Source organism: Shewanella sp. 5S214 (assembly GCF_041439795.1).
Lineage (GTDB): Bacteria > Pseudomonadota > Gammaproteobacteria > Enterobacterales > Shewanellaceae > Shewanella > Shewanella vesiculosa.
This window is the reverse complement of the sequence record NZ_JBGOOV010000011.1, coordinates 37,833-63,141: the sequence shown is the minus strand read 5'-3', so window position 1 is coordinate 63,141 and position 25,309 is coordinate 37,833. Positions and strand designations below refer to the sequence as shown.

The following is a 25,309-nucleotide window of genomic DNA, read 5'->3' as shown; positions in this document are numbered from 1 at the left end:
TATATCATTATAATGGTCTAGCAAAAGTATCCGGAGCTCCACGATCAAAGATCTCATTAGCCCATAACATGACGATCATCTCTTCAGCACCTATATTTGTAATATCATGCGACCACCCAGGTACAGTTTCAACGATTCGAGGTAAATCACTTTCAGTTTTCAATTCATAGCACTCACCAGTTGCAATGTGTTCAAACTTGAACAAGGCTTTTCCTTTCACTACGAGAAATTTCTCATTTTTTGTATGATGGTAATGTCCACCACGAGTAACGCCTGGGTGAGCTGTAAAAAAAGAAAATTGACCGGCATCTTTAGTTTTTAACATTTCGCTAAAAACACCACGCTCATCACCATAACTAGGAATGTTATAACTAAATTGAGTAGGAGACATATAACTTAAATAGGTTGAATAAAGGGCTCTACAGAAACCCGTACCAACATTTTCAGTAACTAAACTATCTCGGCTATTTTTGAAACCAGCAAGTAAGTCAGCAACGTAACCTACTGTAGTTGGATATTCGGGTAATACACTATTAAAACCACTGTTTATAGAACCGCTTAAAAGTGAGATTAGGCTATGACATACATCATCTATATAAACCAAAGTGACTGAGGCTGATGGGTCATTTATAGTTATATCTAAATTATTTAGCGTGTTATAGCAAAAAGTAGCAACAAATGAGTTGTAGTTTGGACGACACCATTTTCCAAAAACATTTGGAAATCGATATATATAGTAAGAAGCCCCTGTAAATTTACCATATTCTTCAACAGTTTTTTCTGCTAATAATTTACTTTTACCGTAAGGATTATCATGTTCAGCCTGCGTAGAAGAGCTGATTATAATTGGTACAAGTCTTCCATAACTCTTTAATTGCTCAACAATATAAGTTGTAAGATCTGAATTACCTTGTTCAAATTCAGCTTCATTCTTCGGACGATTAACACCGGCTAAATGATAAACAAAATCTGCTTCACCAAGAAACTTGGAAAGTTCTTCTCTTGTCGTATTACGATCGACTTCAATAATATCTTGATAACCGTGCTCCCGTAGCATTATGCAAAGGTTTTTTCCAATAAAGCCTTTTGCACCAGTGACAACAATCTTCATTTAAACCCCCTCTGGTACAATTAAACTACCTGCTTCGATATCAGGAATAAAATCAAGCTTATGCAGCAACTTAACCATACCATTAACATCTAAACGTACTGTGTTATGTGAGTTATAATCTTCAATTAGACTTAAGTCTTGTTCACCTTCTTCAACATATTGAGAATAATTCAAGTCCCTATTATCTGACGGAATTCGATAATAATCACCTTGATCTTCAGCAACAAACATCTCTTCACGACTACACAACGCTTCATAAAGTTTTTCACCGTGACGAGTACCAATAATATTTACTTGGTGATCCGGCTTTGAAGTAATTGCTTTTAGCGCTTTAACTAGCACATCAATAGTTGCAGCAGGTGCTTTTTGAACAAATATATCTCCATTTACACCATGAGTGAATGCATGCAAAACAAGATCAACCGCATCATTTAGCGTCATCATAAAGCGAGTCATATTTGGATCAGTTATTGTTATTGCATTACCGTTAATTATCTGTCGCAAAAATAGCGGAATAACTGAACCACGAGAAGCCATAACGTTACCATAACGCGTAGCACTAATAACTGTTTTATTAGGATCTACGTTGCGTGACTTTGCAACAATGACCTTTTCCATCATCGCTTTTGAGATCCCCATGGCATTAATTGGATAAACAGCTTTATCGGTACTTAAACAGACAATTCTCTTAACTTCATTTTGGATAGCAGCTTCGAGGACATTCTCTGTACCTAAAACATTTGTTTTCACCGCTTCCATTGGATGAAATTCGCAAGAAGGAACTTGTTTCAACGCAGCAGCATGATATATGTAATCAACACCTCTAGATGCATTTAAAATACTTTGATAGTCACGAACATCTCCAATATAAAACTTTAACTTCGAGCTATTATATTTTTTTCGCATATCGTCTTGCTTTTTCTCATCGCGAGAAAATATTCGAATTTCTTTTACATTAGTTTCAAGGAAACGATCTAGTACTGCATTACCAAAAGATCCTGTTCCACCGGTGATAAGAAGTACTTTCCCACAAAAAATATCTAACATAAACTAAACCTCCAATTTCTTACAAAAACATATAGCTTTACTTGCAACTAGCAAAGCAACAATAACCATTGAAATAACTGTTGATAACATCACAGCATCAAATTTTAAATAAACATTAAGATAGCCACTAAAAAAAATGATTAAAAACTTAATAAAAGATGCGAATAACAAAACTTTTGCTTGAAACCATATGACGTCAAATGAGTTTAATAACGCAGTAAACACATACATCAAACACATTGAAATAGATAAAATCGAAAAATAAAAAACTGAAGTACTGTCTACTAACTTAGTTCCATCTCCCAGCCAAAAATCGAATACATATTGAAGAAAAAAACCAATTATCACGAGTGAAAATAACATTGGTATCAATAAATAATAAAGATAAAAAATCAGCTTCCTGACAGATTCGAAATCTTTATTTACATATTGAAAACGAATAGCAGACCAAAATGGAACAGTAATAGAAGAAAAGCTTACAAAAACTAATGAATAGACTCTAAAGTAATACTGATAATCTACAACTAGTTCTTCTAAACCCAAAAAGCCATAAAAAACATCATTCATTGTAATCAATATAATTAAACAAATTTGTGTTATGAAAAATGAGAAAGAGGACCTAGTATAATCGAAAACGTTTAATGCTGAAAAAAAACATTTGTAGATTTTTATTTTATACTTTGTAATAACAAAAAACAAACAAGAGAAATAGCTAAAAAAAGTTGTCAGAAGCAATATATACAAAAGTATATTATCTTGACCAAATGGCAAAACAACAACAAATTTAAAAATCAACAAATATAGCAAAATAAATATCTGTGGGATAATTAGAACAAATGCACTTAACCAGTTTCTTTGTTTAGCCTGTAAGATTGGAATTGATACTTTGAAAGGTGATAATGCTATAATAAAAAGTAAAGTTAAGTTAAAGTTACTATCTTCAATTTCAGAAAGAAAATTTAAAACATTATAATGCTTTATTATTAATAATATAAAAACAACAATTAAGGTGACAAATAAATTTGCTACCATTGCTTTTGCTATATTCAGCCCCCAACCTTCTTTTGTTGATAAAAGGTCATTTTTGAGCCGACTACTTAAACCAAAGTCAAATGCAATAAGAATAGATAATAAGGTGAAAAATATGAGCCAGCGTCCGAATTCAAGCTTATCACTTTCAAAATAAAATAAATAAAGTGGAACAACTAAAAAATTAATAGACATGGATAATGCCTTGACAAAAAGCATACCTATAACATTATTTGAAAGTAACTTATTCATTCTTAATAAACTTCTTGATATTAGAACTGGAAACAATATAAAACATAATCAAATATTGACTTATAAAAAACAAATGCAATTCTTTATTTATTATCAAAAAATAAACCAATGTAACAATAGCAGCTTGTATAATGAAAGTTCTAGTTAAATAAAGAAATAATAAAGCAGGAAAAACAAAAATAAAAGACATAATTCCAAAACATGCAAAGTAAGTTAAAGAGGTTGAAGTTAAGCTAATTTTGGCTATCTTTGTATACTCATTAAGAGCACCATCCAACCCCAAGCCGAAATAAGGATTTAAATAAAAAATATGAAGAAGATTAATTGGAGAAGTCATTCGTTCAGATTCGGTGTCACTTGGATTAATAACTTTATTGATGCTCCTCATAGGATCTATACCATGAGAGTTAATCACATCGATTACCATATAAATAGCACCAGCAAAAACAATAAAACCAACTAATATAGAAAACAATGACTTAGCACTTACCCTAAACCGAATTATGATTGATATGATATATAGAAAAAATAATATAATTCCTGCACTAGATAAAGTTGTTATTAACGCAGTTACAAATATGAATATTCTCGTCTTTCGTTCATTATTATAAAAAAAAAGCTCCATATAAAGAGCAATAATTAAGAATGAAGCATAAATACCTGGTTCCCAAAATATTGAGTTGTTTCTAAACTGCATAAACCCATCAAAATAAGAATATACACCTGAATAATGGTATACTACATCATTTGAGTTTATAATTTTTAAAGATGGAACACTAACCCCCATTAAGTTAACACTGAAATATAATACCAAACTAACTATGGCCAATACAAATATTATATTTAAAGATGAGCTAATTGATTTTTCAATAGTATAGTTAGTACAGTACACAAAAGAGAAGCACAAAATTATGATCATTTTAACAGCACTATTTATAGAGTTAACCTCATTATTTACAAAGGAACTTAAAACAGTTACCACTAATGTTAAAAATAAAAAAATTAATAAACTAAAACTTACTTGCTTTTTCCTTAGTATTATATCTCCGAGCATCAACAATATTGAACAAGCGGCAAATGCATACATATAAATACCTAATGTAGTAGATAATAATACATAACCGCTTGTAAGAAAAATAATGAACGTATTTATATATATCATAAATTGGTATTGCACACCTAAATTTACTTTCTACTTCTCTTGAAATATTTAACAAATGTTGAAAGCTTGGTTTTTACTGTTCCTATGTTGTCATTTGGGTCTACAAAAAACACTCTCTTTATAAATCTACCTAAATTCCTTTTTAATCTAAGACTGAAAGGATATAAGATAACAGCTTCATTTTCAGACTCAAAATGATAGTTAATATCTTTTTCTGATGGAGATGTGAGAGGGAAATTAATTTCATAATTATCAACGCCACAAAAACGGGCAGTCATAGGTTTGTCCATACTATCACCACCATGTTCAGAATGATGATCTACACCAATATTTTTAATTAAATTGACTTTAGGTGCAATTCCTAAAACTTTCCTACTTCTTATCGAATAACACATCTGACGGTCCCATGAAACAAGCTTAGGATTTCTATTTAGATTTATTTTAGCTTGCCGAACAGTATGAATCTCCTGGTCAAATAGTCTTTTATCTATATATGTGGACTTCATTAAATCCACAGTTGCATCATTCAATGTTATGAGATCGCCATCATATATTCTTGTGAACTTTGCAGACCATGAAGCCCAACCACATGGAAGTAAATGACGTGTATAATAATAATCTTCTTTGCCTATGTAACTAGAATCACCTAAATAATTTGTTCCACAAATCCAAGCAATATCATCATCACCTTCATATTTAGAAATCATTTCTTCACAATATTTAAAAAATGTAGTTGAAGGATAATTATCATCTTCTAAAAATATAGCAGCCTTTTCTCTTTCAAAAACTCTTAATGCCCCCTTACCTATTCTATCGTATACACCTTTATTAGTTTCTGCGAAGTCTTGTATTACTTCACAATCCCAATCGATTAAATTTAGCGCTTTATCTCTTGTTGCTTTAACCAGTTTTTCTTCCGCACTATTTCTGCCTGCATCTGCAATTAAATAAATTTTATTAGGATTGTATTCTCTAACCCTTTCAAATATGACGTCTAATGTTTCCTGACGTTTAAAAATAAAAATAACAACCGGAAGTTTATTCATTATAAAACTCACTTAATTAAAACTAACAAATACAAAAATAAAAACAGACTTAACCATACTTACTAAATTCATTTTAGAGATTAGGATTTCACTCATCAACTATAGCAATCTAAGGATTAATGAATTAATGAATTAATCAGAATTAATGTATTAACATTTAAAAACTAAAGTCAAACAGTGTTAACGATCAGTTTGTTAATAATTTATCTAAAAGCTTATGATTAAGAAGTTAATTTAAAATGTTGCAAAAAATTAATATTTAAAGATAAAAATTACTCTATATCATATTAAAACAACATTAATAATGCGGCTAAAAAAATACTATTAAATACTTACTTTTGAGTTATCGCCCCATTCCAAACAACACAACCTTAACTGTTTTAAATAAGATTTTGATATCTAGATAAGTGCTATGATGCTTAATGTAATAAATGTCATATTTGTGTTTCCATACAGCATCTTCTACTGACGCACCGTATGGATAACAAACTTGCGCAAGCCCCGTTACGCCGGGTTTAACAGCATGCCTAAAGCGGTAATATGGAATTTCTTTTTCAAGTTCTTCAATAAACACTTCACGTTCTGGTCGCGGGCCAACAATTGACATCTCACCTTTGAAGATATTGATAATTTGAGGTAACTCGTCAATACGCGTTTTACGGATAAAGTTACCCACTTTAGTCACCCGAGCATCGTTTTTAGCAGCCCATTGTGCGCCTGCTTTTTCTGCGTCATTACGCATAGAGCGGAATTTGATAACCTCAAACTCTTCGTTATATTGACCAGTGCGGTTTTGTTTATAAAAAACGCCACCGGGCGATTCTAGTTTGATTGCAAGTGCGGTCAGTAATCCGATGGGCAGAGCAACTATAGATAATAATAATGCTGCAAAAATATCAAGCAAACGCTTAGCGTATTGCGTTCGCTTAGTTGAAAGGATCGAAAAGGCTTTTTGATGTAAAAAGTAACTGCTATGTAGTAATTTCACTTCAGTATAGCCAAGGCGTGAATCTAAATAACTCACCAACGGCTCTACCCAAGCGCCTAACTCTGTAGCAACCACAAGATAATGTCGTTGCTCTTTGGTCAAGTCGCTTGCACTGTAGTGACAGACTACTTTCTTATTTAAATCGGTTATAGTGTAATCGTTAACAACCATATCAAATGAGTAATCATTTACTATTTGGCCTAAGGTTTTTTCCGTACCAATAGGGCAATACACGTAGATTACTTTTTGCTTTAACGCTTCACCTCTCGACTTGAATCGATTAGTAACTTTTATCGCTTTAAATTTATCATTGTTATAGAACATTTCATCTCTCATGAACTAAATAATTTACAAACTACTCGAAAGTCCATTTCACAGTATCTGAAAATACAGTTATGAATAAAAATCGAATATTATCTATCGATAGAAAATAGAGGATTGCCTATAGAACTCAATTTTGCACACATTAAAAACATGACTAAATAAGCGTAAATACAATCTTTTATCAACAAACATTTATGCTAAAGGCCATGGTTATTAGTTAAAAATTAGTGCTTAAAAAGGTTTATTCATCACTTTCGGTGAAGGTATGACCCTTGTTAAGCTCTTTGAAAGTTAACTATAATTGACAGTTTGCAATTTTAAGAATCAAGTTTTAGTCTCTCACTAAGCCCCTTCTTATTGCATTTTGATACAGATCAATATTCGCTAGCATGAACCTAAGTTCTGCGAAAAAATCAATCTTCTTTTCTAACAAAATATCTAATTAATACCAACATTACACCAAACATTCCACCAAGTATTGTCCCTAAAATACAGATTAATGCCCGCTTAGGCTTTGATTTTTCTTCTGGTATTAATGCCGGATCGATAGTTTTAAATACGTACTCATCGCGAACTTCGGCAAACATAATCGTTTTCGCTTGCTCTTCAATTAACTTGTATAAAATTGAGCGGATGTCGGCAATATTTGTTTGTTCGATTTGAGATTTTAAAAATGTTGTGCTGCGAGTGGCCTCAGCAACATCACGGTCTTTCATTTCTTTATTAATGTCTTGTACTAACCAATTGACCCATTGATGAGCGACCTCGGGTGAAATATGTTCGACAGATAAAGTAACCATGCCCGTCTCTTTATCAGCATTAACCTCAATAATTTTACTGAATTCTTTATAGGCTTCTTGCATTGACGGTTTAGGCTTAAACGGTGCATCAACTATGCGAAGCCACTTTTTATCGGCTTGGTTATAGAGTTCTTCATCGTAGCTAATTGAGTTATCGGCCATATTCCATTTTTCTGCCGCCATTAAGTCAGGCAAAAGACCATGTTTTTGAATAAAGTTACTGGTAAATTGACGAGACTTCATTACCTCGATAGCCATTTGGGGTTTATCAACTCCACCGACACCGCCTAGGTTGATGCCTGCCATACTTGCTAAACCACCAAACTGCCCTGCAAGTGCTGCTAAACCGCCACCGCCTTGTTCAGAGTCTGCTGGGGCTAACAGCGCTTCTGATTTGTAGATATTAGGCTGATTAATCGCAAAAATAACAGAACCGATGGCAAACACAGCTGTGATGGCGATGATTAGCCATTTTCCTTGCCAAATAACAGCAAAAAACTCGCGCAAATCGATTTCGTCGCTTTCAACGCTACCCATTGGTTGTGATGATGCAAAGTTGGCGTCATAAGTAGGTTGCAGGTTTTGTTTAGTCATAAGTCTTATTTTTCTTGAAAGAAGAGCGCTACGCTTCTAGGTTCTAGGACGCTTCGCTGCTATACAAGCAAAGTAAAAGCCTAGATTCTAGGACGCTTTGCGGCTAGAGCGCTGCGCTGCTATAAGGTCAAAAGATACCAGCAGAAATCTGCTAAGTGTTAAGTTTATTACTGGTTAGATCGCTTGCCTTAAAAGCAAAAGCCTAGATTCTAGGACGCTTCGCGGCTAGAGCGCTTCGCTGCTATACAAGCGGAAATCACAAGCTTGCGTATTAGTCACTTTGTTTGGTAATCGGCATTATCTTCTTTAATCTGTGCTTGTTTTTGTTTAATAAGAGTACCTAATATTTTAGCTAACTCTTTGGCTTCTTTTACCATCGACATAGCTATTTGTTTATCAAGGTATTCGATTTCTGCTCCGATATATAACTGAGTCACAAGCTCACCTAGAGATCCTTTTGCGTAATACAGAAACCTTATCTTTTCTTTTAGTGTTTCACGTTCCTCTCCCTCCGCGATGTTTGAGGGAACAGATAATCCTGAACGTGTAATTTGATCTTTGAAGCCCCAGTTACTGACTGACTCAGTAAACCGATAAATTTCACAAGACATTCTAGAAGCTCTTTTCCACACATCCAATTGCTCGAAACGCATATCAGTTCCTTCTGACATTGAGTATCTTGTATCTAGAATCTTAGAGCGCTTCGCTGCTAGAGCGGCCTACGGCCTGCGATAAAACCCTAGAAGCGTAGCGTCCTAGCAGGACGTAGTCCGCCCTCTGGCGAGCCTGCGAGTTTCTAGAACCTCCAGTTCTTAGATACCTGAAACAGCTGCAAATGCTACCGCGGTATTATAAAGAATCTGCGTGACTTGCGACCAAAGGGTTAAGTTATCTTTGTACTCAGTGTCTAGCGGTACAATCACAGTATCGCCGGCCGAAATTTGCGAGTCGGTATTAAACCAAATACTTTGAGCTGGCATCATCACAGAACCATCAGCCTTGATAACGTAGACCCGGTCTTCATCACCGCGCTCTCTTGGGCCACCAGACATGTCTAAATAATCGCCAAGGGTTAAACCATCTTTAAATCTGTGGGTTGAAGGATGTTGAACCTCCCCCATAACGGCAACTGTTTGCTTAATGGTTGGCACGTACAATACGTCGCTGTCTTCAAGTTGAACATCAGCTTCTTTAATACCTAACTCAAGCGCATTTAAGTCTATAACTAATCGGCCAACGGCTTTGATATTTTCTAAGTCAGTTAACATTAATTGTGCTTCGGAATAATTAATGCTTAAGCCATCTTTTGATACCCCACGAGTAGCGATATCTCGGCGAAGTTGATCGGCTAACTTTTTAATTTCAATCTGTTCTTGCATCCGCACTGATTCACGGACAAATACTGCAGCAGAAGGATAAGCGAACTCAGTATAGCCACCTGCTCTAGCGATAACGTCTGATAATGTCTCACCACGCCTGATGTTATAAGTACCTGGGAACTTAACTTCCCCTTTAACTTCGACTACTTTTCTTTCTTGCCAGTCTGGCGTAGTCAGAATCGTCATCATATCGCGCCCTTTCAGCTCGATATTGTCTTGTTGGTTACCATTAAGCGCAGCAGAAAGGTTAACTTGTTGGTGAATAATATCGGATACAGCTGAGGTGGTATGAGTGCGTGTTAGTTCAGCTCGTTCAATATAAGCGCCTTCGAGTAGGCCGCCTGCCGCTTTAACTAAGTCGGTCACTTTTGCTGAATTTGTTAACGGGTACACACCTGGATGGCGGACTTTTCCCGCGATAGCCACAATCAAAATGCCATGTTGTGAATTTCCTTGCTGAGTTAGCTTGGTTACAATGGGATACAGCAGTTCTTTACGTGACATAACATTACTGAGTTTGATTAAATCACGGTCTTCAAATAAATTAGACAGCATTTTAGCCACTTCGCTGCTTACCAGCGTTTGCTCTTCAGATGTTTGCTCATTTAATGCGACACCAGCTATTTGATTGGTGTATTTGCTTGCTACGGTATTGTCTAAGGTTTCAAATCCAGCTTTAAACAGATCGGCATCCAGTAGTGAGTCACTTTTCAGTGATTTAACTTTGCTGACACGCTTTTTAACTAATGAATTCAATTCAAAACGGTTTTGAGTATCGTCACTGAAGTTAAAGATGATTATTTTATCACGAGGCTGTAAAACGATGTTTTGAATAGAATTAGGTGATGTAATGGCTTCACCTGGAGCAAACTGCAATGTTTCGATGTCACCATGTTTGTTGATTTCACGAACCACTAAACCGTAGTCGAGGTCAGCAGATAATAATAAATCGCCCCAAATTGAAGGTAATACATCGCTAATGCGTTGTTGCTTCCACTGATATTTACCCGGGCGAACCACGGCACCGACCACAGTGATAGCGTCTTCATATTGATTTGAAGCACTTTTAACCCGAATGTAATCACCAGCTTTGGCTATCGTGTTGTTGCCTTTATCTGAGGTTAAATCAACATTAATAATCGTTTTCAAACCATTAGCATTGTAACGTTCGATACTGCTATTTTTAGGATAGGCATCTTGCTTGATACCGGCAGCCATATTGATGACATCGGCAATAGTTTCATGCTTTTTCAACTCGTATATAGCAGGACGTTGCACTTCACCAGCGACACTGACTAACCCGCCAATCGATGGAATGAACACTACATCACCAGAACGAAGATTAATGTCTCCAGAAGCGTCGCCTCGAAGCAGTAAATCGTATAAATCTAATGAGCCGACTAACTTGCCGCCACGCTTAACTTGTACATTACGAAGACTACCGATTTCGTTAACACCACCAGCGACAAATAACGCCTGAGTAATGGTTGATAAACTCGATACAGTATATGAGCCTGGTTTGTAGGCATCGCCAGCAATGAAAATGCGAATTGAACGTAATTCACCCATGGTGATATTAGATTCGATACCAATCGTTTGCTGCTTTATGCGTTTAGACAATTCTTGACGTAAATCGGCAAAGCTTAGTCCAGCAACAGATACTGGGCCTAAATCGGGGATTTGTACCGTACCATCACGATTAATGGTTAAACTGTATTCGTTGCTTTCTTTGCCATAAAGTTGAACTTTAATCACATCGCCAGGGCCGACCATGTAGTCGCTTGGTACAGGTACGTCTGTGACAGGTGCAAAGGTGGTTGGCTCGCCAGCAAACATTTCGTAGCCAAAACGTTTTAATTGGTTTTTATCACTGTCTTGGTTGAAATCAAACTCACTCTTTCTAGCGCTTTGTTGCTGTTCATTTGATTGATTTTGACGAGGTTCAACAACAGTAGGGTTGCTTACGTTAACAGCGTTATTGGCACTGCCTGATAACATTGAAGGATCTATTCCATACTGACGCGCAACTCTTTCCTGTTCAGATTTAGGCAATTGTTTAAACTGCTCAATCATTTGCGGTGTTGGAGTAATAGCCTGCACTTGGGTGGTTAAAATAATAAAGGCCGATAAGCCAGCTAGTAACACGTTTTTGGTTTTATGTAGCACCAGATATCTCCAATATTATTTTTTATAAGAAGGTTGTAGGAGCTCGCAGGCTCGCCAGAGAGCGTGACTTCGTCACTTCTAGGTCCTAGTAGCGAAGCGTTCTAGTAGCGCAGCGTCCTATTTAAGACACGCTACCGCCCATGGATTACGGCTTCCAACATGCCCTTCGCAGTACGAATCTTTAATTTTTTATTAGCGTTAAACTGTAACAAGCGCTAATCAAGCGCGGAATTATACTTAAAAACAGACTCTGATGCTCAAGTAAAAAACACCTAAACGTTTGTAAAATGTTGCAAAAGAGTAAAAACACTATTTAAACGGACAACATTTAACCTTTTTGAGGTGAAAAAGCCCTTTTAAACATTAGCCCTAAATTTACAAATGGACAATTTCCTACAACAAAAACCGCTATTCTCTGACAAACAGTTTATTTAAGTCGGTTTATCGGTTGTTGATATCGCTTGTAAACTGGTCAATTCCACCAGAATTCGTTTCTGTTGGCCCATAATGTTAAATAACACATGGCAACGCTTATCAGGATTGTTCTCGTCAAATATGGCTTCAAGATCTTTAAACGGTCCGTCGATAAATTTGACCTTACCGCCTTTATCTAACGGCTTGATCTCTTCTGGCACATAGCCTTGGACACGTCTTTTAAGAGCCAAAATAATTCTATCGTCAATGGGAGTCATGTCTTCTCGACAACCCACAATGCGGTTAGCACCACGGGTATTGTGGATTTTGCTGACACTAGTGATTTGAGGATCGAAATAGATGAACAGATAGCTAGGAAACAGAGGTGCTGTAACCATTTGTGGTTTGTTACGCACTGTTTTTTGTTGGGTGATCATTGGTAAGTAGCTTTCGACTTCTTGCAAAGCCAAATTTTGCTGAGCACGGACTTCATGCCGTGGCTTGCAATACAGTAAATACCAAGATTTCATTATGTCTCACTTTTTATATTTGCTCATCAGTCTGAACAAGTGACGTCCCATTCACGGCTTAGGATACTAGCAAACTTCCCTATCCTTTTGAATGGGTATTTAAGCCTTAATGCCTATAAATACAGCGTTTAAATCATCGGTTGATTTTATTTTCATCAAAAACACAAGACATTAATAAGTAACTAATTGATTTATCATTCGACGTTGAAAAAACAACTTTAACATATGGTATTCGGTTAATTTTGTTTTATGTGTTCTAAAAAGTGGTAATTAACAGTAATTCACATCAAAAGATTTGCTTGAGAGTCAAAAGCGCCACTTTTATCACTGCATCTGTGGTATTAACAAAGTGATAAATCAATCAAGACAACGAATGAAAGATTTGCCTGTGTCATCTAGGATATTAACCATTACGGCCTAAAGCTAGAATCGACAGCATCATCATTGCGATGTGTAAGGATGCAACTAAGTTAGAGTCTGTTGATCTTCCAAGCTTGTTACTACACATTATTGGTTCATAACAGAAACCGTAAATAATAAGACAAAAGCTTGATGATGGCGTTATGCCACATAAATGCCAACAACACCCTTGAAATGGCCAACTAACGCGCCTCGAATGGCCAGCTAAAACGTTTTACTTTTTGTTGAGTGCATTTTCTCCAAGTAATAGTGCTTAAATTGCTAGGCGGCAATCCACTCGTCTCGATTAACACTCTTACACCGAACAAAACTTAATCAGCGAAGCTCACTGACTCTATGCATGCTCACAGTATAATCTTGTTATGAAATGTAAACCGTTAACCTTATGCGCTTTATCACAATAAGTCTTTTATGCTCAAACATTGATGAACAAAGGGTTTATGCAACAAAAAAGCCTCGGTAATCGAGGCTTTTTGCTAGCGTTGTTTATTTAACGTCAACGTTTACTGTGCTGGCTTAGGTGGATAATCCTTCATGACTGTATCAATAGCATGATTGATAATCTGGATACGCTCTTCAGGGGTGTTTTGATCTCGAACAGTATCAGCGACTGTGCCACGCCAAATAAGCTTACCTGTTTTGTTGTCGACTAAGTCGACCATTAAGGTACCAACATCGTATTCACGAACTGTGGTCTCAGTTTGCAGGCTGCCACCTAATCCCCAACGTGGACCATAATATGGGTTATAACCGAAGTGGCTATTAAAGGTGTCGATATTGATCTTTTTATCTACTTTGGTGATGTAGTTGACCAGCAAGTCTGCATTTTGCTTGTCTGTTTTACTGATACCTTTTTGGCTCAATTGGGTTTCGATTGCGGCACGAACACGTTGATCCATGAGTCCATCGAGATGATAGCCCGCATCATCAACCTTCTTCTCTACCCATGAGTAGGTTTTATATTGATTAAATGATACCGACGGATCGAAGTCTGAAGATGATTTTAAGGTACTACATGCGCTCAATGCCAATACTGCAGCAGCGATAAATAGGGTTTTCATACAGGCTCCAAAAAACAAGATGTTAATTCTTATTAGCTTATAGAGAGCAAAGGCGTTGTCAAGTTAACAAGATTTCATAACAAATGATAACAAACGGAAATAGCGATAAAGACCGATGACAAGCCAAGAGCCTAGAACGCTACGCGGCTAGAGACTATGAAATCAACAGCCTAGTCGCTTCGCAACTCAATCTTAGCTGCGAAGCTGTACTAGCATCCTAGAACCTAGCACCTAGTAGCGTAGCGAACTAGTTACTAATCCACACTGTTTGGTATGGTTGCAGTTGCATGGGTTGGGTGATGTCTTCTATTTGCTGCCCGGTTAATAGGTCGACCCAGTATTCAGCAATAATAAGGTTAAGTTCATTAATGGGCAGATCAGTAATTTGGTCCGATACATTACTGATGCAGAAGATACTTTGTTTACGATTACGACTTTGACGCCAGAAACCAAATAGCTGTAACCCAAGGTGCAAGGTAAATTGAGTCGCATTAGGATGAAATGCAATTTGCTGGGTACGAATATTGATTAGATGAGTGAGCGCCGTTAACACATGGCTATGGTCGCTGTTAGTATCACTCAGTTGCTCTGTTAATTGATTGAGATCCCAACGGTGACGATTGATAGCCCGATTATGCGAAGTATTGGCCAGCTTTTCATAATCATTGCGAGTTCCCAATAAACTGTGAATATAAATACCTGGAATGCCTTCTAGGGCTAACATAATGCTATGCGCGCAAACAAAACGTTGCATCCCCCATGAGTCTTTGCCTTTAGTGGTGCCTTGAAGTGCATCAAACAGCGCGATGTTCATTTCATACGGTTTTTGCTGGCCATCTTCTGTGGTTCTGGATGAAATTTGGCCGCCAAACAGTTTCATTGTCTCGACCAGAGTATCAATCTCATCATCTTCAAGTAAGCCTTCCGCTGGACGTAAACCAATACCATCGTGAGAGGCAATAAAATTAAAGTATGTGGTGCCATCTTGAGCAGGCGGCATGCTCATAAGCCAACGCTTTAAATACAAACAGCTGCCAGTAATAAGGCTGTTGATCAACAAAGGTGGCAAGGAAAAGTTATATATGCAATGTGCTTCGTTAGCATTGCCAAAGTAAGTTAAGTTTTGAGTATTGGGGATATTGGTTTCGGTAATGATTATGGCATCTTGCTGCGCATGCTCGATCAGGGTCCGCAATAAACGCACAACCTCATGGGTTTGCGCTAAGTTGATGGATTTGTTGCCAACAATTTTCCATAAAAACGCCACCGCATCGAGGCGAAAAATACTCACACCGGCATCTAAATATTGACGAATGATGCGCACAAACTCGATTAATACTTGTGGATTGCGAAAATCAAAATCAACTTGATCATGGCTAAAGGTGCACCACACATATTCCGTGCCGTTAGGTGTTTCTGTTGGTCTTAATAATGCTGAGGTTCTTGGCCGAACGACAGCGCTTAAGTCATCATTTGGATTGGCAGTAAAGAAGTAATCATGACCTATGCCCTCACCTTTACAGAAATTCTCAAACCATAAGCTCCGACTAGAGCAATGATTGATCACTAAATCTGACATTAACCTCCGTTTACTGGCAATAGCACTAATGTCTGCCCACGAGCCTAGCCCTTCGTTGACGCTTGAATAATCAATAACTGAGAAGCCATCGTCTGAACTGTAAGGAAAAAAGGGTAAAATGTGCACCGCATTGATGCAACTTAGGTAGCTGTCGATAAATTGCGCCAGTGTGGTGAGCGGTCGCTCGCCTTGTTGGATCACACTGTCACCATAAGTGATCATTATGATGTCTTTTTCAGACCAATGATTTGCAAAAGGCTCAGGTACTTGGCAATACTCTGTGATACGCATGATATCGATAAGCTGAGTTGCCAATACTGACAAGCTGATATTAATGTCGATATCATTATAAATGCAGCCCAGTTGTTGCTGCAGCTTTTGCTGTAATCCATCCATTACTGACATAAAGTGTCCTCGTTAATCGTTAATCGTTTACGTTAACTAAACTCAGCGTTGTCGGCTTCAACTGCGTCTTTAAGTTGTTCAAGTACATCGGGCATAGCACTCACCACTCGGCTCCAGGTTGGCATAAACGGAGTTTCCATTGGATTATCTAAAAAGCGTTGCCCTGCTGTAACGATATTTTGGGCAAACATTTCTACCGCTTTTTCTTCTAAATGAATGTCCGTGGTCAAGCCATTCATGATGGCATCGTTATGGTAGGTTTCGACATAATCGAGTGCAATACGGTAATACGTCGCCTTGACGGTTCGAAACGATTCATTGCTGAAAGTATGCCCTTGCGTCGCCAGTTTACGGAAAAAGGCTTTGGTGATATCAATCGACATTTTAGACAAACCGGCTTCTTCATTATCTAATGATAAGTCTTGATGTTTATGATCGTAATTGTCAGCAATATCGACCTGACAAATGCGGTTATGGGAATAATTACGCTGCATTTCTGATAGCACACCAATTTCTAAGCCCCAATCGCTTGGAATACGCAGGTCATTGAGCACGTCTCGTCTAAATGAAAACTCACCCGCTAATGGATAACGAAAACTGTCCATGTATTCTAAATATTCGTTATAACCGACCACTTTTTTAAGTGCTTTAATCAACGGCGTAACTAATAAGCGTGACACTCGACCATTAATTTGCCCATTCGAAATTCGCGCGTAATAGCCTTTACTAAACTCGTAATGAAACTGTGGATTGGCTACAGGATAAAGTAAACGAGCCAGCAACGACTTTTCGTAAGTGACAATATCGCAATCATGCAACGCAACCGATTCCGTTTTGCCTGAAGCCAAAATATAGCCCATGCAGTACCATACATTACGACCTTTACCCAACTCTTTGGGGGCTAATCCTAATGCCTGTAATTTTGCATCCAGCGCTTGTAAGCGTGGGCCATCATTCCACAAAATGCGGTGATGCTGTGGTAATTCACCAAAAAAGCTTAACGCGTGTTTGTACTGCTTAAGATCGGCTCTATCTAAGCCAATGACGATTTCGGATAAATACGGCACCTGTTTTAATTTACTGACGATATCTTTAAGGGCATCACCTTCTAGCTCTGAATACAAGGATGGCAAAATGAGTCCTAACGGACGTGTTTTTGAAAACGTTATTAAATCTTGCTCCAGCTCTTCAAGGCTACGTCGGGTTAAATTATGCATTGTGGTGACAATGCCATTTTGGTAAAAATCGGCCATATTACGCCCCTCCTAATGATAGTTGCTTTACAGGTGATTCAGCCGATGACGACAGCAGAGTTTGCTTAATGCATTCAGCCCAACCTTTAGGGCCAAATTCACTACTTTTGATACTGGGATTTTTAGTCGCTAATGAAGGAAACTCATGAACGGGGGATTTGATTTGGATTGCCAGATCAGCGGCTTCGAGCATGGCGTTGTCATTACCACTGTCACCGAGTGCAATGGTGGTCACGGGAGTGTTATATTGCTGAGAATAGACATCCGCTAACCATTGCATCGCTTTGCCTTTATCAGTATCGCCGCCAACATGAAGAAAGCGTCCACCTTGTAGGGTATGTGCACCAACACGGGTCATTAATTCAATAAAGGCTTGTTTATTGGTTTCACTGCCTTGCCAAAGTACTGGCTCGGCATAATTCCTAATCAAAGCCAACCTGGCATTATCTGGCGATAAATCGGTGATCTCACATAATGCTTCAACTGATAGAGATGAAAAACCAATAAAGTCATCGTTAAATGCTTGCGCATGTTGTGTTAACAAATCAAGCCAGTATTTTCGCGGCTGACAAAACTCTTTTACCCAGTAATATCCTTGGGTAAATGTGTCTTGTGGTTGTTGGTCAAAGTAACCAATAGGAATATATATTGCCGCACCATTTTCTGAAATAAACGGTGAATTAAAACCAATGGTTTGTTGCAGCTTTTCCATTTCGGCAAAGGTTTTACTAGTATTGGCAATAATCGGAATTTTCCGTTCATTCAATGCTTCAATCACTTCAATTGCATGGCTAAAGCTGTAGTCAAAATGATCAAGTAAAGTGCCATCTATGTCAGTAAAGATAAGTGGTCGTGTTGTCATATCCTGTCCTTTTCAATCATTGAACGAAACTAAGCATAGAGCGGACTGCGTCCTGCTAGATCGCTGCGCTGCGAGGTGCTAGGTTCTAGGCACTAGGGCGTGACTTCGTCACTGCTAGGAACGCTACGCGGCTAAGTGCTATACAAGTAATAAATATAGCGAATGAGTCATTATCGCGCTTAATCTAATCCGATTTACTTAAGATAGATTCAGGATATGTGCCAAACGTAATAAGTTTGCACCTTAATAGAACAAATAGACTTTAATCATTGATATAGTTGATTTTATTATTTTAAAAATAAAGGTGAGATAAAAAGAATTATTGAACAGGATAAGAAGATATGTGCAACGATGAATAAAAACTGCACCATTTCAGGGCAAATGAAGTGATAAAAAGCTGTAGAGCCTAGATGCTAGAGCGCTACGCTGCTAGATCCTATAAAATCCTAGCAGCGCAGCGACTCTAGCAGTGACGAAGTCACGTCCTAGCAGCGAAGCGACCCTAGCAGTGACACAGTCACGACCTAGCAGCGAAGCGACACTAGCAGCGAAGCGACACTAGCAGTGACACAGTCACGACCTAGCAGCGAAGCGACACTAGCATCTGGGCATTAACTTAGAATTGGTTTTCGAAATAACTTTCGATAATTAACACCGCTGACACGGCATCCACTTGGCCTTTGGTTAATGCTTTAAAACCACCTAATTCGAATAAGCGCGCTTTAGCATCTGCAGTGGTTAGGCGTTCATCTTGGGTGGCAATCTTGACACCAAATCGACCATTAATTCGATTAGCAAATTTTCGGGCTCGTTGAGTCATCTCTTGCTCAGTGCCGTCCATATTTAATGGCAAGCCAACAACCACAAGATCAGGTTGCCATTCTTTCAATAATTTGTCGATATCATCCCAATTAGGGATGCCATCAACCGCTTTAATCGATAATAAAGGCGTGGCACTGGCAGTGATGGCTTGACCGATAGCGACACCGATACTTTTGGTGCCATAGTCGAAGCCTAAAACGGTTTGTGGTTGCATGTGTATCTCTTTGTTTGAATCTTTAGAGGACGCTTTAAAAGTAACAGCCTAGAGCGCTACGCTGCTAGGACGCTTCGCGGCTAGATTCTATAAATCTTAGCAGCGCAGCTGCCCCCTAGCAGGACATAGTCCGCCCTAGAAGCGCAGCGAACTATTGTTAAGCATGGCCTATTTGACTCGACATTTGCCAAATATCGAAACCGAGTTGTTGGGTGGCCGACTGCCACATTTGTTCAGGTTCTACGTTAAATAATAACTCGGCCGAAGCTTTGATCGTTAACCAGGTATTGTCGGCAATTTCTTGTTCCAGTTGATTTTTACTCCAACCCGCGTAACCAAGCGCAACCACAAAATTTTCTGGGGATTTGTCTGAGCCAATCGAGGCCAATATATCTCGCGAAGATGTTAGCATTGTCTCCTCACTGATTTCAGTACTATTGAGCCAATGTTTTTGCGGCGTATGCAATACAAAACCTCGCTCTGGAGCAACTGGGCCGCCAATGAGTACTTGGCTGTCGAGGGAGAATAAAAACTCAGGCGATAAATACAGCTCCATTTGCTCAAGCAGCTCTTCAATCTCCAAACCTATTGGACGGTTAACAATGATGCCCATCGCCCCCTTTTGATCATGCTCGCAAATGTAGATCACTGAGCGTTCGAAAAATGTATCATCTAACGATGGCATGGCAATTAAAAAGTGGTCTTTTAAGCTATCCATATTCTCTCCCCAATAGTGCGTTAGCCTTGGGCTTGTTGGTCTTTCCAGATGATTTTTACCGCGATTTGTAGCCATGTCATACAAGGCAGAACTTGTTGATGAAGTTATACTAGATCAACAAGCAATAACGCAGTATAAAGCCGCTAAAAAGATTGCCCGAAGGGTTCGAATAAATATTGACCACCACAGACCAACAAGCCCTAGTATTATCCACCCGCCAATTTCACGGTGAAATTCAACTTCTCTAATATGGATTTTATTTGTTCGCGATTGTCGGTTTGTACCTCAATGCAGAAGTCTTTCACTGTACCACCGCAGCCACATTGTTTCTTCAGTTTTTGCGCTAACTCTTTTAAGGCTTTTTCATCTAACTCGAGCCCTTTGATCACACTAACGCCTTTACCTTTTCGGCCTTTACTGTCTTTGTGGATCCGCACGATACCATCACCGCTTGGTACTTCAACTTGCGGTTTAGGTTGTTCAATACGACCTTTATCAGTGCTATAAACTAATGCGATATTAGAATCTATTCTCATATTATTTCTTTAGCAATAAAACTTTATTTGAGTTTAACAAATCATAAAAGCAGAGGCGAGGATATAAAGCTAAAAGCCTAGGTACGCAACAGCCTAGCCGCATAGCGGCCAAGGATCTTAGCAGCGAAGCTGTCCCTAGCAGGACGCAGTCCGCCCTAGAAGCGAAGCGCCCTAGCAGTGACGGAGTCACGCCCTATAATTATAGAAAAGGTTTAACAAGGTTTGCCATCATATTGATATGATCATCATTATCGTTTAGACATTCGATGTATCTAAAGTTTTTGCCACCAGCATCTTCAAATACGTGACGATTTTCGCCCTTAATTTCTTCTAAGGTTTCTAAACAATCGGCACTAAATGCTGGGCAGATAACCGCGATATCGGTAACACCTTTTTCAGGCAGACTACCAATGGTTACGTCTGTGTATGGTTGTAACCATTTAGCTTTACCAAAGCGAGACTGGAATGTTGCCACATACTCATCTTCAGTTAGGCCTAATTTTTCTACCACTAAGCGAGTTGTCTTCATACAAAAACAATAATAAGGATCGCCTAAATGCAAATTGCGTTCAGGCATACCATGATAAGACATCACCAGTTTTTGTGGTTTTCCGTGTTGTTCGAAATCTTTTTCAATCGAGGCAGCAAGCGCATCGATAAGATCAGGGTTGTCATGGTAGGTATTAATAAAGTGCAGTGCGGGGATATAACGCCATTTCATTAATTCTTTGGCTAAAGCATCAAATGCCGAACCCGTTGTTGGAGCCGCGTACTGTGGGTATAAAGGCAAAACCACTAAATTATCTACACCTTGCTTGTGCATTGCTTGCAGGGTACTGGCCGTTGATGGAGAACCATAGCGCATAGCCAAATGGACGCTCACATCATGCCCTTGCGCGTGTAAATGATTGGCTAGTTTGGCTTGCTGACGTTGGCTAATGTCGAGTAGAGGCGAACCGGCTTCGGTCCACACTTGTTTGTATAAGGCTGCTGATTTAGCTGGACGAACACGTAGAATAATCCCATGAAGAATAATCATCCATATCAGTTTTGGAATTTCGACGACTCGAGGATCGGCCAAAAACTCAGCTAAATAGATGCGAACAGCTGATGCGGTTGGTGCATCTGGTGTACCTAGATTTAATAATAATACACCGGTTTTGCCACGCGCTTTGTGACCGGTTTCTTTATCTAGCCCTGAAAATCTAGCCAAAGTATCTTCTCCGTTATTAGTATGGATTTATAAATACATCAAAGTATGAGTAACTTGTGAGATGAAATTATAATTATATCGCTTTCGATTAACACAAAAAGAGCGCTAGTTATCGATTTGATGATCAAATCGATCGGCGCTCTAAAACGTCTATTTCAATTAAACTATTATCTCGATTAAATAGCTATATTAGTTAACGCTATCCTAAGTTAACTAATTATCCTAGCTAACTCATTTGGATAAGCTAACCACTTATAGAACGGACTCAATCGCTTTTATCAATTCATCGCTATCGGGTTTAACACGAGAGCTAAATTCTTTTACCGTTTTGCCATCACCTGAAACAACATATTTATAGAAGTTCCACTTTGGCTGGCCACTTTTATCACCTAAATATTTAAATACTGAGTTGGCTTCACTGCCTCTCACGGGTGATGTTGACACCATGGTAAACGTGACACCGTAGTTGATGAAACATACATCTGCGGTTTTAGCTTCGTCTTTTTCTTCTTGGAAAAAATCATCTGATGGAAAACCAATGACCACTAAACCTTTGTCTGCATATTGCTTGTGCAAGGCTTCAAGTGCTTCAAATTGAGGTGTGAAGCCACAATGGGAGGCGGTATTAACAATTAATACTGCTTTACCTTGGGTGAGTTCACATAAATTGACGTTTTCTTCAGAGTGTAATTTGCGGGCTTCAACATTGAGATAATCAGGACAACTTGCAGCGAAAGCCCCTGCACTGAGGGTAAACAAGCCTGCTGCGGCAATAAATTTAATCATGTTAAGTGTCCTTTTCTCAAAGTGAATAGGCACCGCTAAATGAATTTATCGGTGCCTAATGAAGTATCAATACATTATACGCGATACTTTTTTATTGAGATCAAAACCTTTTAGAAATAGAAACCAATATTGATGTTTAAGCGAGAATGCCATGATGTATCACCATTATTGATACCAACGCCTGGACCATCAACAAACCACATATTTTTACCGGCAATCCAATCTACATAAGAATAAAATTTACCTGCAGTGATGGCAACACCAGTCACATTCTGGATAGAATCATCAAGCCCTTGACCCGATGCCATTACCTGGCTGTAATCGTTGTAAAAATTTACATTAGAGATTGGACCCCAATCAACGTCAAACGATTTAGCAATGTTAACGGTAGCAACATCGGCTTGTGCAGCAATTTCAAATGGATATTGAAATGCACTCAGCGCAATACGTTCACTGTTGTCGATATCATAGTCATAATGAATATACTGTAACTGTAATTGCCATTGTTTCCAGTCAAGTTGCCAATGCGCTGCAGCGGCAAGACCATTGGTGTCTTCACCTACTACGGTAGCGGCATCAGCCATAAAATCTAATTGGCTGTATTGTAATGAACCACCTAACTTATGAGTCACTTCACCAGAGGTAAATTCTCGTTCAACTCGGGCGTTGATTTGTCCTGCCTCTTCATATGGTGAATCGGCTGTTGTGGCCGCATCAAATGAGTAACGATCATAATTAGAACCGTCGCCAATTTCGTCATTAGCAAAATACGCTAAGTCATAACGCCAACCATCTTGTTCATTTTTGTAATGGATACCGGCATCATAATCATCTTCAAAACCAAGATAATAGGTTGCGCCGAACCAAAATGAATGGGCGGCATAAGGTAATAATCCAAATGGCACTTGGGTTACACCCACTTGCACTGATTGGGCTTCATCAAATTGATAACCCATGTATGCATGATGCACTACGTCCATATTTTCATACCAACGATACTGAGCAGAGGCGAATAAGCCATCTTTACTCTTGTAGTTAACATCTGCACGGAACAGTTCAAACTCAAGTTTGGAGTTATTGTCGTAATCTTTCCAACCGTAGTTCACGCGCACTGCACCGCCGATATCGACTTCATCTGTGACTGGTACTGCTGAGGCCGCGAATGGAAACAAGATTAGCGAAGATAAGACGGTGACTTTTTGCCATAACTGCATGAAACATCCTTGAAAAACAATTTTATATAACGTGAAAAAATGTGTAACAGACAACGTAAAAATACGAATAAGGTTACTGAAAAAAAGATTTTTAATGTATTTTTGTTATCGCAACTTTCACAACAATAGTCATGATAACCACAGTAATGATAACAATAATGGTGACCATGGTAACAAAAAAGGCCGTAAGATGTGACTTACGGCCTTTAATAATAAACAGCTTGATGAATTATCAGCTTATTGACTGACTAAGATAATCACTAATCCATGTCTAGAGTAATGCCTTCCATTGTCCCTGACGACGCGGCTTCATTATTTTGTAATTTAATCATTAAGCGTAAATCATTAGGTGAATCGGCATGATGTAATGCGTCGGCATAACTGATTTCGCCTTCTACATACAAATCGAGCAAGGCTTGGTCGAATGTTTGCATGCCTTGTTCGCGTGACTTACCCATAGTTTCTTTAAGTAAATGTAACTCGTTTTTGGCGATCAAGCTGGCCACTCGAGGAGTATTGATTAACACTTCAATAGCTGCACGACGCCCGGTTCCATCTGATTTAGGGATAAGCTGCTGCGCGACAATACCGCGTAAATTTAATGACAAATCAAATAGTAGTTGGTTGTGCTTACTTTCTGGTACTAAATGCATAATACGATCAAGTGCTTGGTTAGCATTGTTGGCATGCAAAGTCGCCATACATAAATGGCCTGTTTCAGCAAATGACAACGCAAACTCCATGGTTTCTTGAGTACGAATTTCACCAATTAAAATCACATCAGGTGCTTGACGCAATGAGCTTTTAAGTGCGGCATCGAATGATTCGGTATCAATGCCCACTTCACGTTGCGTAATAATGCTTTTACGGTGGTTATGGACAAACTCAACCGGATCTTCAATGGTCAGAATGTGTCCGCGAGCATGTGCATTGCGGTACCCAACCAGTGCAGCTAACGATGTCGATTTACCAGTACCAGTACCACCTACCATGATGATAAGACCACGCTTACTCATCACCAAATCTTTTAAAATCGCCGGCAGTTTTAAGTCGTCAACTTCAGGAATTTGGGTTTCGATACGGCGCATAACACAACCGGCTGATTCGCGTTGCCAGAAGGCACTGACACGAAAACGGCCTAAATCTTTTGCCGCAAAAGCAAAGTTACACTCGCTGGTATCGTGAAACTCTTTCTTTTGTACATCACTCATTAAAGATTCAACAAACACCAGCGACTGCTCTGGGGTTAATTTATCTTCGGATAACTGACGTAACTCACCATCAATTTTGGCGCTGGGTGGAAAACCGGCAGTGATGAATAAATCAGACGCTTTTTTTTCCACCATCAAATTTAAAAATGGACGAACATCCATGATCCCAGCTC

The 25,309-nt window shown here is 38.6% G+C and carries 21 protein-coding genes; all 21 read right to left on the bottom strand.

The features are described 5' to 3' along the window. Positions 1-7: 7 nt before the first annotated feature. Positions 8-1,111, bottom strand: a complete 1,104-nt coding sequence (locus ACED29_RS09445) for an NAD-dependent epimerase/dehydratase family protein (RefSeq protein WP_371697538.1) — start codon at positions 1,109-1,111, stop codon at positions 8-10. Then, positions 1,112-2,158: a polysaccharide biosynthesis protein gene (locus tag ACED29_RS09440; protein WP_371697537.1), complete on the bottom strand. Its 1,047-nt coding sequence runs from the start codon at positions 2,156-2,158 to the stop codon at positions 1,112-1,114. A gap of 3 nt (positions 2,159-2,161) precedes the next feature. After that, positions 2,162-3,439: a hypothetical protein gene (locus ACED29_RS09435; protein ID WP_371697536.1), complete on the bottom strand. Its 1,278-nt coding sequence runs from the start codon at positions 3,437-3,439 to the stop codon at positions 2,162-2,164. Continuing rightward, positions 3,432-4,526, bottom strand: coding sequence for a hypothetical protein (locus tag ACED29_RS09430; RefSeq protein ID WP_371697535.1), 1,095 nt, complete (start codon positions 4,524-4,526; stop codon positions 3,432-3,434). Before ACED29_RS09430 ends, ACED29_RS09435 begins: the two co-directional genes overlap by 8 nt. 98 nt (positions 4,527-4,624) lie before the next feature. Then, the gene (locus ACED29_RS09425; RefSeq protein ID WP_371697534.1) at positions 4,625-5,647 is read right to left on the bottom strand and encodes a hypothetical protein; all 1,023 of its coding nucleotides are present in this window, start codon (positions 5,645-5,647) and stop codon (positions 4,625-4,627) included. Between the two features lie 343 nt (positions 5,648-5,990). Then, positions 5,991-6,959, bottom strand: a complete 969-nt coding sequence (locus ACED29_RS09420; protein WP_371697533.1) for an exopolysaccharide biosynthesis polyprenyl glycosylphosphotransferase — start codon at positions 6,957-6,959, stop codon at positions 5,991-5,993. Positions 6,960-7,372: 413 nt separating this feature from the next. Beyond that, positions 7,373-8,353 carry a Wzz/FepE/Etk N-terminal domain-containing protein gene (locus tag ACED29_RS09415; protein WP_371697532.1) on the bottom strand — a complete coding sequence of 327 codons (981 nt, stop codon included), beginning with the start codon at positions 8,351-8,353 and terminating at the stop codon, positions 7,373-7,375. A gap of 275 nt (positions 8,354-8,628) precedes the next feature. Further along, positions 8,629-9,006 carry a four helix bundle protein gene (locus tag ACED29_RS09410; protein ID WP_371697568.1) on the bottom strand — a complete coding sequence of 126 codons (378 nt, stop codon included), beginning with the start codon at positions 9,004-9,006 and terminating at the stop codon, positions 8,629-8,631. 159 nt (positions 9,007-9,165) lie between these two features. Next, a complete protein-coding gene (locus ACED29_RS09405; protein WP_371697531.1) occupies positions 9,166-11,898 on the bottom strand; it encodes an SLBB domain-containing protein in 2,733 nt (910 codons plus the stop codon). Between the two features lie 431 nt (positions 11,899-12,329). Continuing rightward, positions 12,330-12,842, bottom strand: a complete 513-nt coding sequence (rfaH, locus tag ACED29_RS09400; RefSeq protein ID WP_371697530.1) for a transcription/translation regulatory transformer protein RfaH — start codon at positions 12,840-12,842, stop codon at positions 12,330-12,332. 923 nt (positions 12,843-13,765) lie between these two features. Beyond that, positions 13,766-14,323, bottom strand: a complete 558-nt coding sequence (locus ACED29_RS09395) for a DUF4136 domain-containing protein (RefSeq protein WP_371697529.1) — start codon at positions 14,321-14,323, stop codon at positions 13,766-13,768. Between the two features lie 247 nt (positions 14,324-14,570). Beyond that, entirely contained in the window at positions 14,571-16,307 is a 1,737-nt protein-coding gene (locus ACED29_RS09390; protein WP_371697528.1) for a sugar phosphorylase, read from the bottom strand. A gap of 32 nt (positions 16,308-16,339) precedes the next feature. Beyond that, on the bottom strand, positions 16,340-17,560 hold the full coding sequence (locus tag ACED29_RS09385; RefSeq protein ID WP_371697527.1) for a glycosyl transferase: 1,221 nt from the start codon (positions 17,558-17,560) through the stop codon (positions 16,340-16,342). A 1-nt stretch (position 17,561) separates the two neighbouring features. Further along, positions 17,562-18,422, bottom strand: a complete 861-nt coding sequence (locus tag ACED29_RS09380) for an HAD-IIB family hydrolase (RefSeq protein ID WP_371697526.1) — start codon at positions 18,420-18,422, stop codon at positions 17,562-17,564. 616 nt (positions 18,423-19,038) lie between these two features. Continuing rightward, positions 19,039-19,458, bottom strand: a complete 420-nt coding sequence (ruvX, locus tag ACED29_RS09375; protein ID WP_011638297.1) for a Holliday junction resolvase RuvX — start codon at positions 19,456-19,458, stop codon at positions 19,039-19,041. 157 nt (positions 19,459-19,615) lie between these two features. Further along, positions 19,616-20,176, bottom strand: coding sequence for a YqgE/AlgH family protein (locus tag ACED29_RS09370; RefSeq protein WP_124017190.1), 561 nt, complete (start codon positions 20,174-20,176; stop codon positions 19,616-19,618). A gap of 206 nt (positions 20,177-20,382) precedes the next feature. Then, positions 20,383-20,712: a stress response translation initiation inhibitor YciH gene (gene yciH, locus ACED29_RS09365; protein WP_371697525.1), complete on the bottom strand. Its 330-nt coding sequence runs from the start codon at positions 20,710-20,712 to the stop codon at positions 20,383-20,385. Between the two features lie 199 nt (positions 20,713-20,911). Beyond that, positions 20,912-21,925, bottom strand: coding sequence for a ferrochelatase (hemH, locus tag ACED29_RS09360; protein WP_347690200.1), 1,014 nt, complete (start codon positions 21,923-21,925; stop codon positions 20,912-20,914). Between the two features lie 252 nt (positions 21,926-22,177). Next, positions 22,178-22,711 (bottom strand): glutathione peroxidase, encoded by a 534-nt coding sequence (locus ACED29_RS09355; protein ID WP_182698372.1) that lies wholly within the window; start codon positions 22,709-22,711, stop codon positions 22,178-22,180. A gap of 110 nt (positions 22,712-22,821) precedes the next feature. Continuing rightward, positions 22,822-23,925 carry a hypothetical protein gene (locus ACED29_RS09350; RefSeq protein WP_371697524.1) on the bottom strand — a complete coding sequence of 368 codons (1,104 nt, stop codon included), beginning with the start codon at positions 23,923-23,925 and terminating at the stop codon, positions 22,822-22,824. A gap of 260 nt (positions 23,926-24,185) precedes the next feature. Next, the gene (locus ACED29_RS09345) at positions 24,186-25,298 is read right to left on the bottom strand and encodes a PilT/PilU family type 4a pilus ATPase (RefSeq protein ID WP_124017185.1); all 1,113 of its coding nucleotides are present in this window, start codon (positions 25,296-25,298) and stop codon (positions 24,186-24,188) included. Positions 25,299-25,309 lie beyond the last annotated feature (11 nt).

Coding starts and splice junctions, on each gene's coding strand:
- ACED29_RS09415 (WP_371697532.1), bottom strand. CDS start 8,353: ATGACTAAACAAAACCTGCAACCTACTTATGACGCCAACTTTGCATCA.
- ACED29_RS09385 (WP_371697527.1), bottom strand. CDS start 17,560: ATGGCCGATTTTTACCAAAATGGCATTGTCACCACAATGCATAATTTA.
- ACED29_RS09395 (WP_371697529.1), bottom strand. CDS start 14,323: ATGAAAACCCTATTTATCGCTGCTGCAGTATTGGCATTGAGCGCATGT.
- ACED29_RS09420 (WP_371697533.1), bottom strand. CDS start 6,959: ATGTTCTATAACAATGATAAATTTAAAGCGATAAAAGTTACTAATCGA.
- ACED29_RS09430 (WP_371697535.1), bottom strand. CDS start 4,526: ATGTATGCATTTGCCGCTTGTTCAATATTGTTGATGCTCGGAGATATA.
- ACED29_RS09390 (WP_371697528.1), bottom strand. CDS start 16,307: ATGTCAGTAATGGATGGATTACAGCAAAAGCTGCAGCAACAACTGGGC.
- ACED29_RS09445 (WP_371697538.1), bottom strand. CDS start 1,111: ATGAAGATTGTTGTCACTGGTGCAAAAGGCTTTATTGGAAAAAACCTT.
- yciH (WP_371697525.1), bottom strand. CDS start 20,712: ATGAGAATAGATTCTAATATCGCATTAGTTTATAGCACTGATAAAGGT.
- ACED29_RS09440 (WP_371697537.1), bottom strand. CDS start 2,158: ATGTTAGATATTTTTTGTGGGAAAGTACTTCTTATCACCGGTGGAACA.
- ruvX (WP_011638297.1), bottom strand. CDS start 19,458: ATGCAACCACAAACCGTTTTAGGCTTCGACTATGGCACCAAAAGTATC.
- ACED29_RS09350 (WP_371697524.1), bottom strand. CDS start 23,925: ATGCAGTTATGGCAAAAAGTCACCGTCTTATCTTCGCTAATCTTGTTT.
- ACED29_RS09435 (WP_371697536.1), bottom strand. CDS start 3,439: ATGAATAAGTTACTTTCAAATAATGTTATAGGTATGCTTTTTGTCAAG.
- ACED29_RS09425 (WP_371697534.1), bottom strand. CDS start 5,647: ATGAATAAACTTCCGGTTGTTATTTTTATTTTTAAACGTCAGGAAACA.
- ACED29_RS09370 (WP_124017190.1), bottom strand. CDS start 20,176: ATGGATAGCTTAAAAGACCACTTTTTAATTGCCATGCCATCGTTAGAT.
- rfaH (WP_371697530.1), bottom strand. CDS start 12,842: ATGAAATCTTGGTATTTACTGTATTGCAAGCCACGGCATGAAGTCCGT.
- ACED29_RS09355 (WP_182698372.1), bottom strand. CDS start 22,711: ATGATTAAATTTATTGCCGCAGCAGGCTTGTTTACCCTCAGTGCAGGG.
- ACED29_RS09345 (WP_124017185.1), bottom strand. CDS start 25,298: ATGGATGTTCGTCCATTTTTAAATTTGATGGTGGAAAAAAAAGCGTCT.
- ACED29_RS09410 (WP_371697568.1), bottom strand. CDS start 9,006: ATGCGTTTCGAGCAATTGGATGTGTGGAAAAGAGCTTCTAGAATGTCT.
- ACED29_RS09380 (WP_371697526.1), bottom strand. CDS start 18,422: ATGACAACACGACCACTTATCTTTACTGACATAGATGGCACTTTACTT.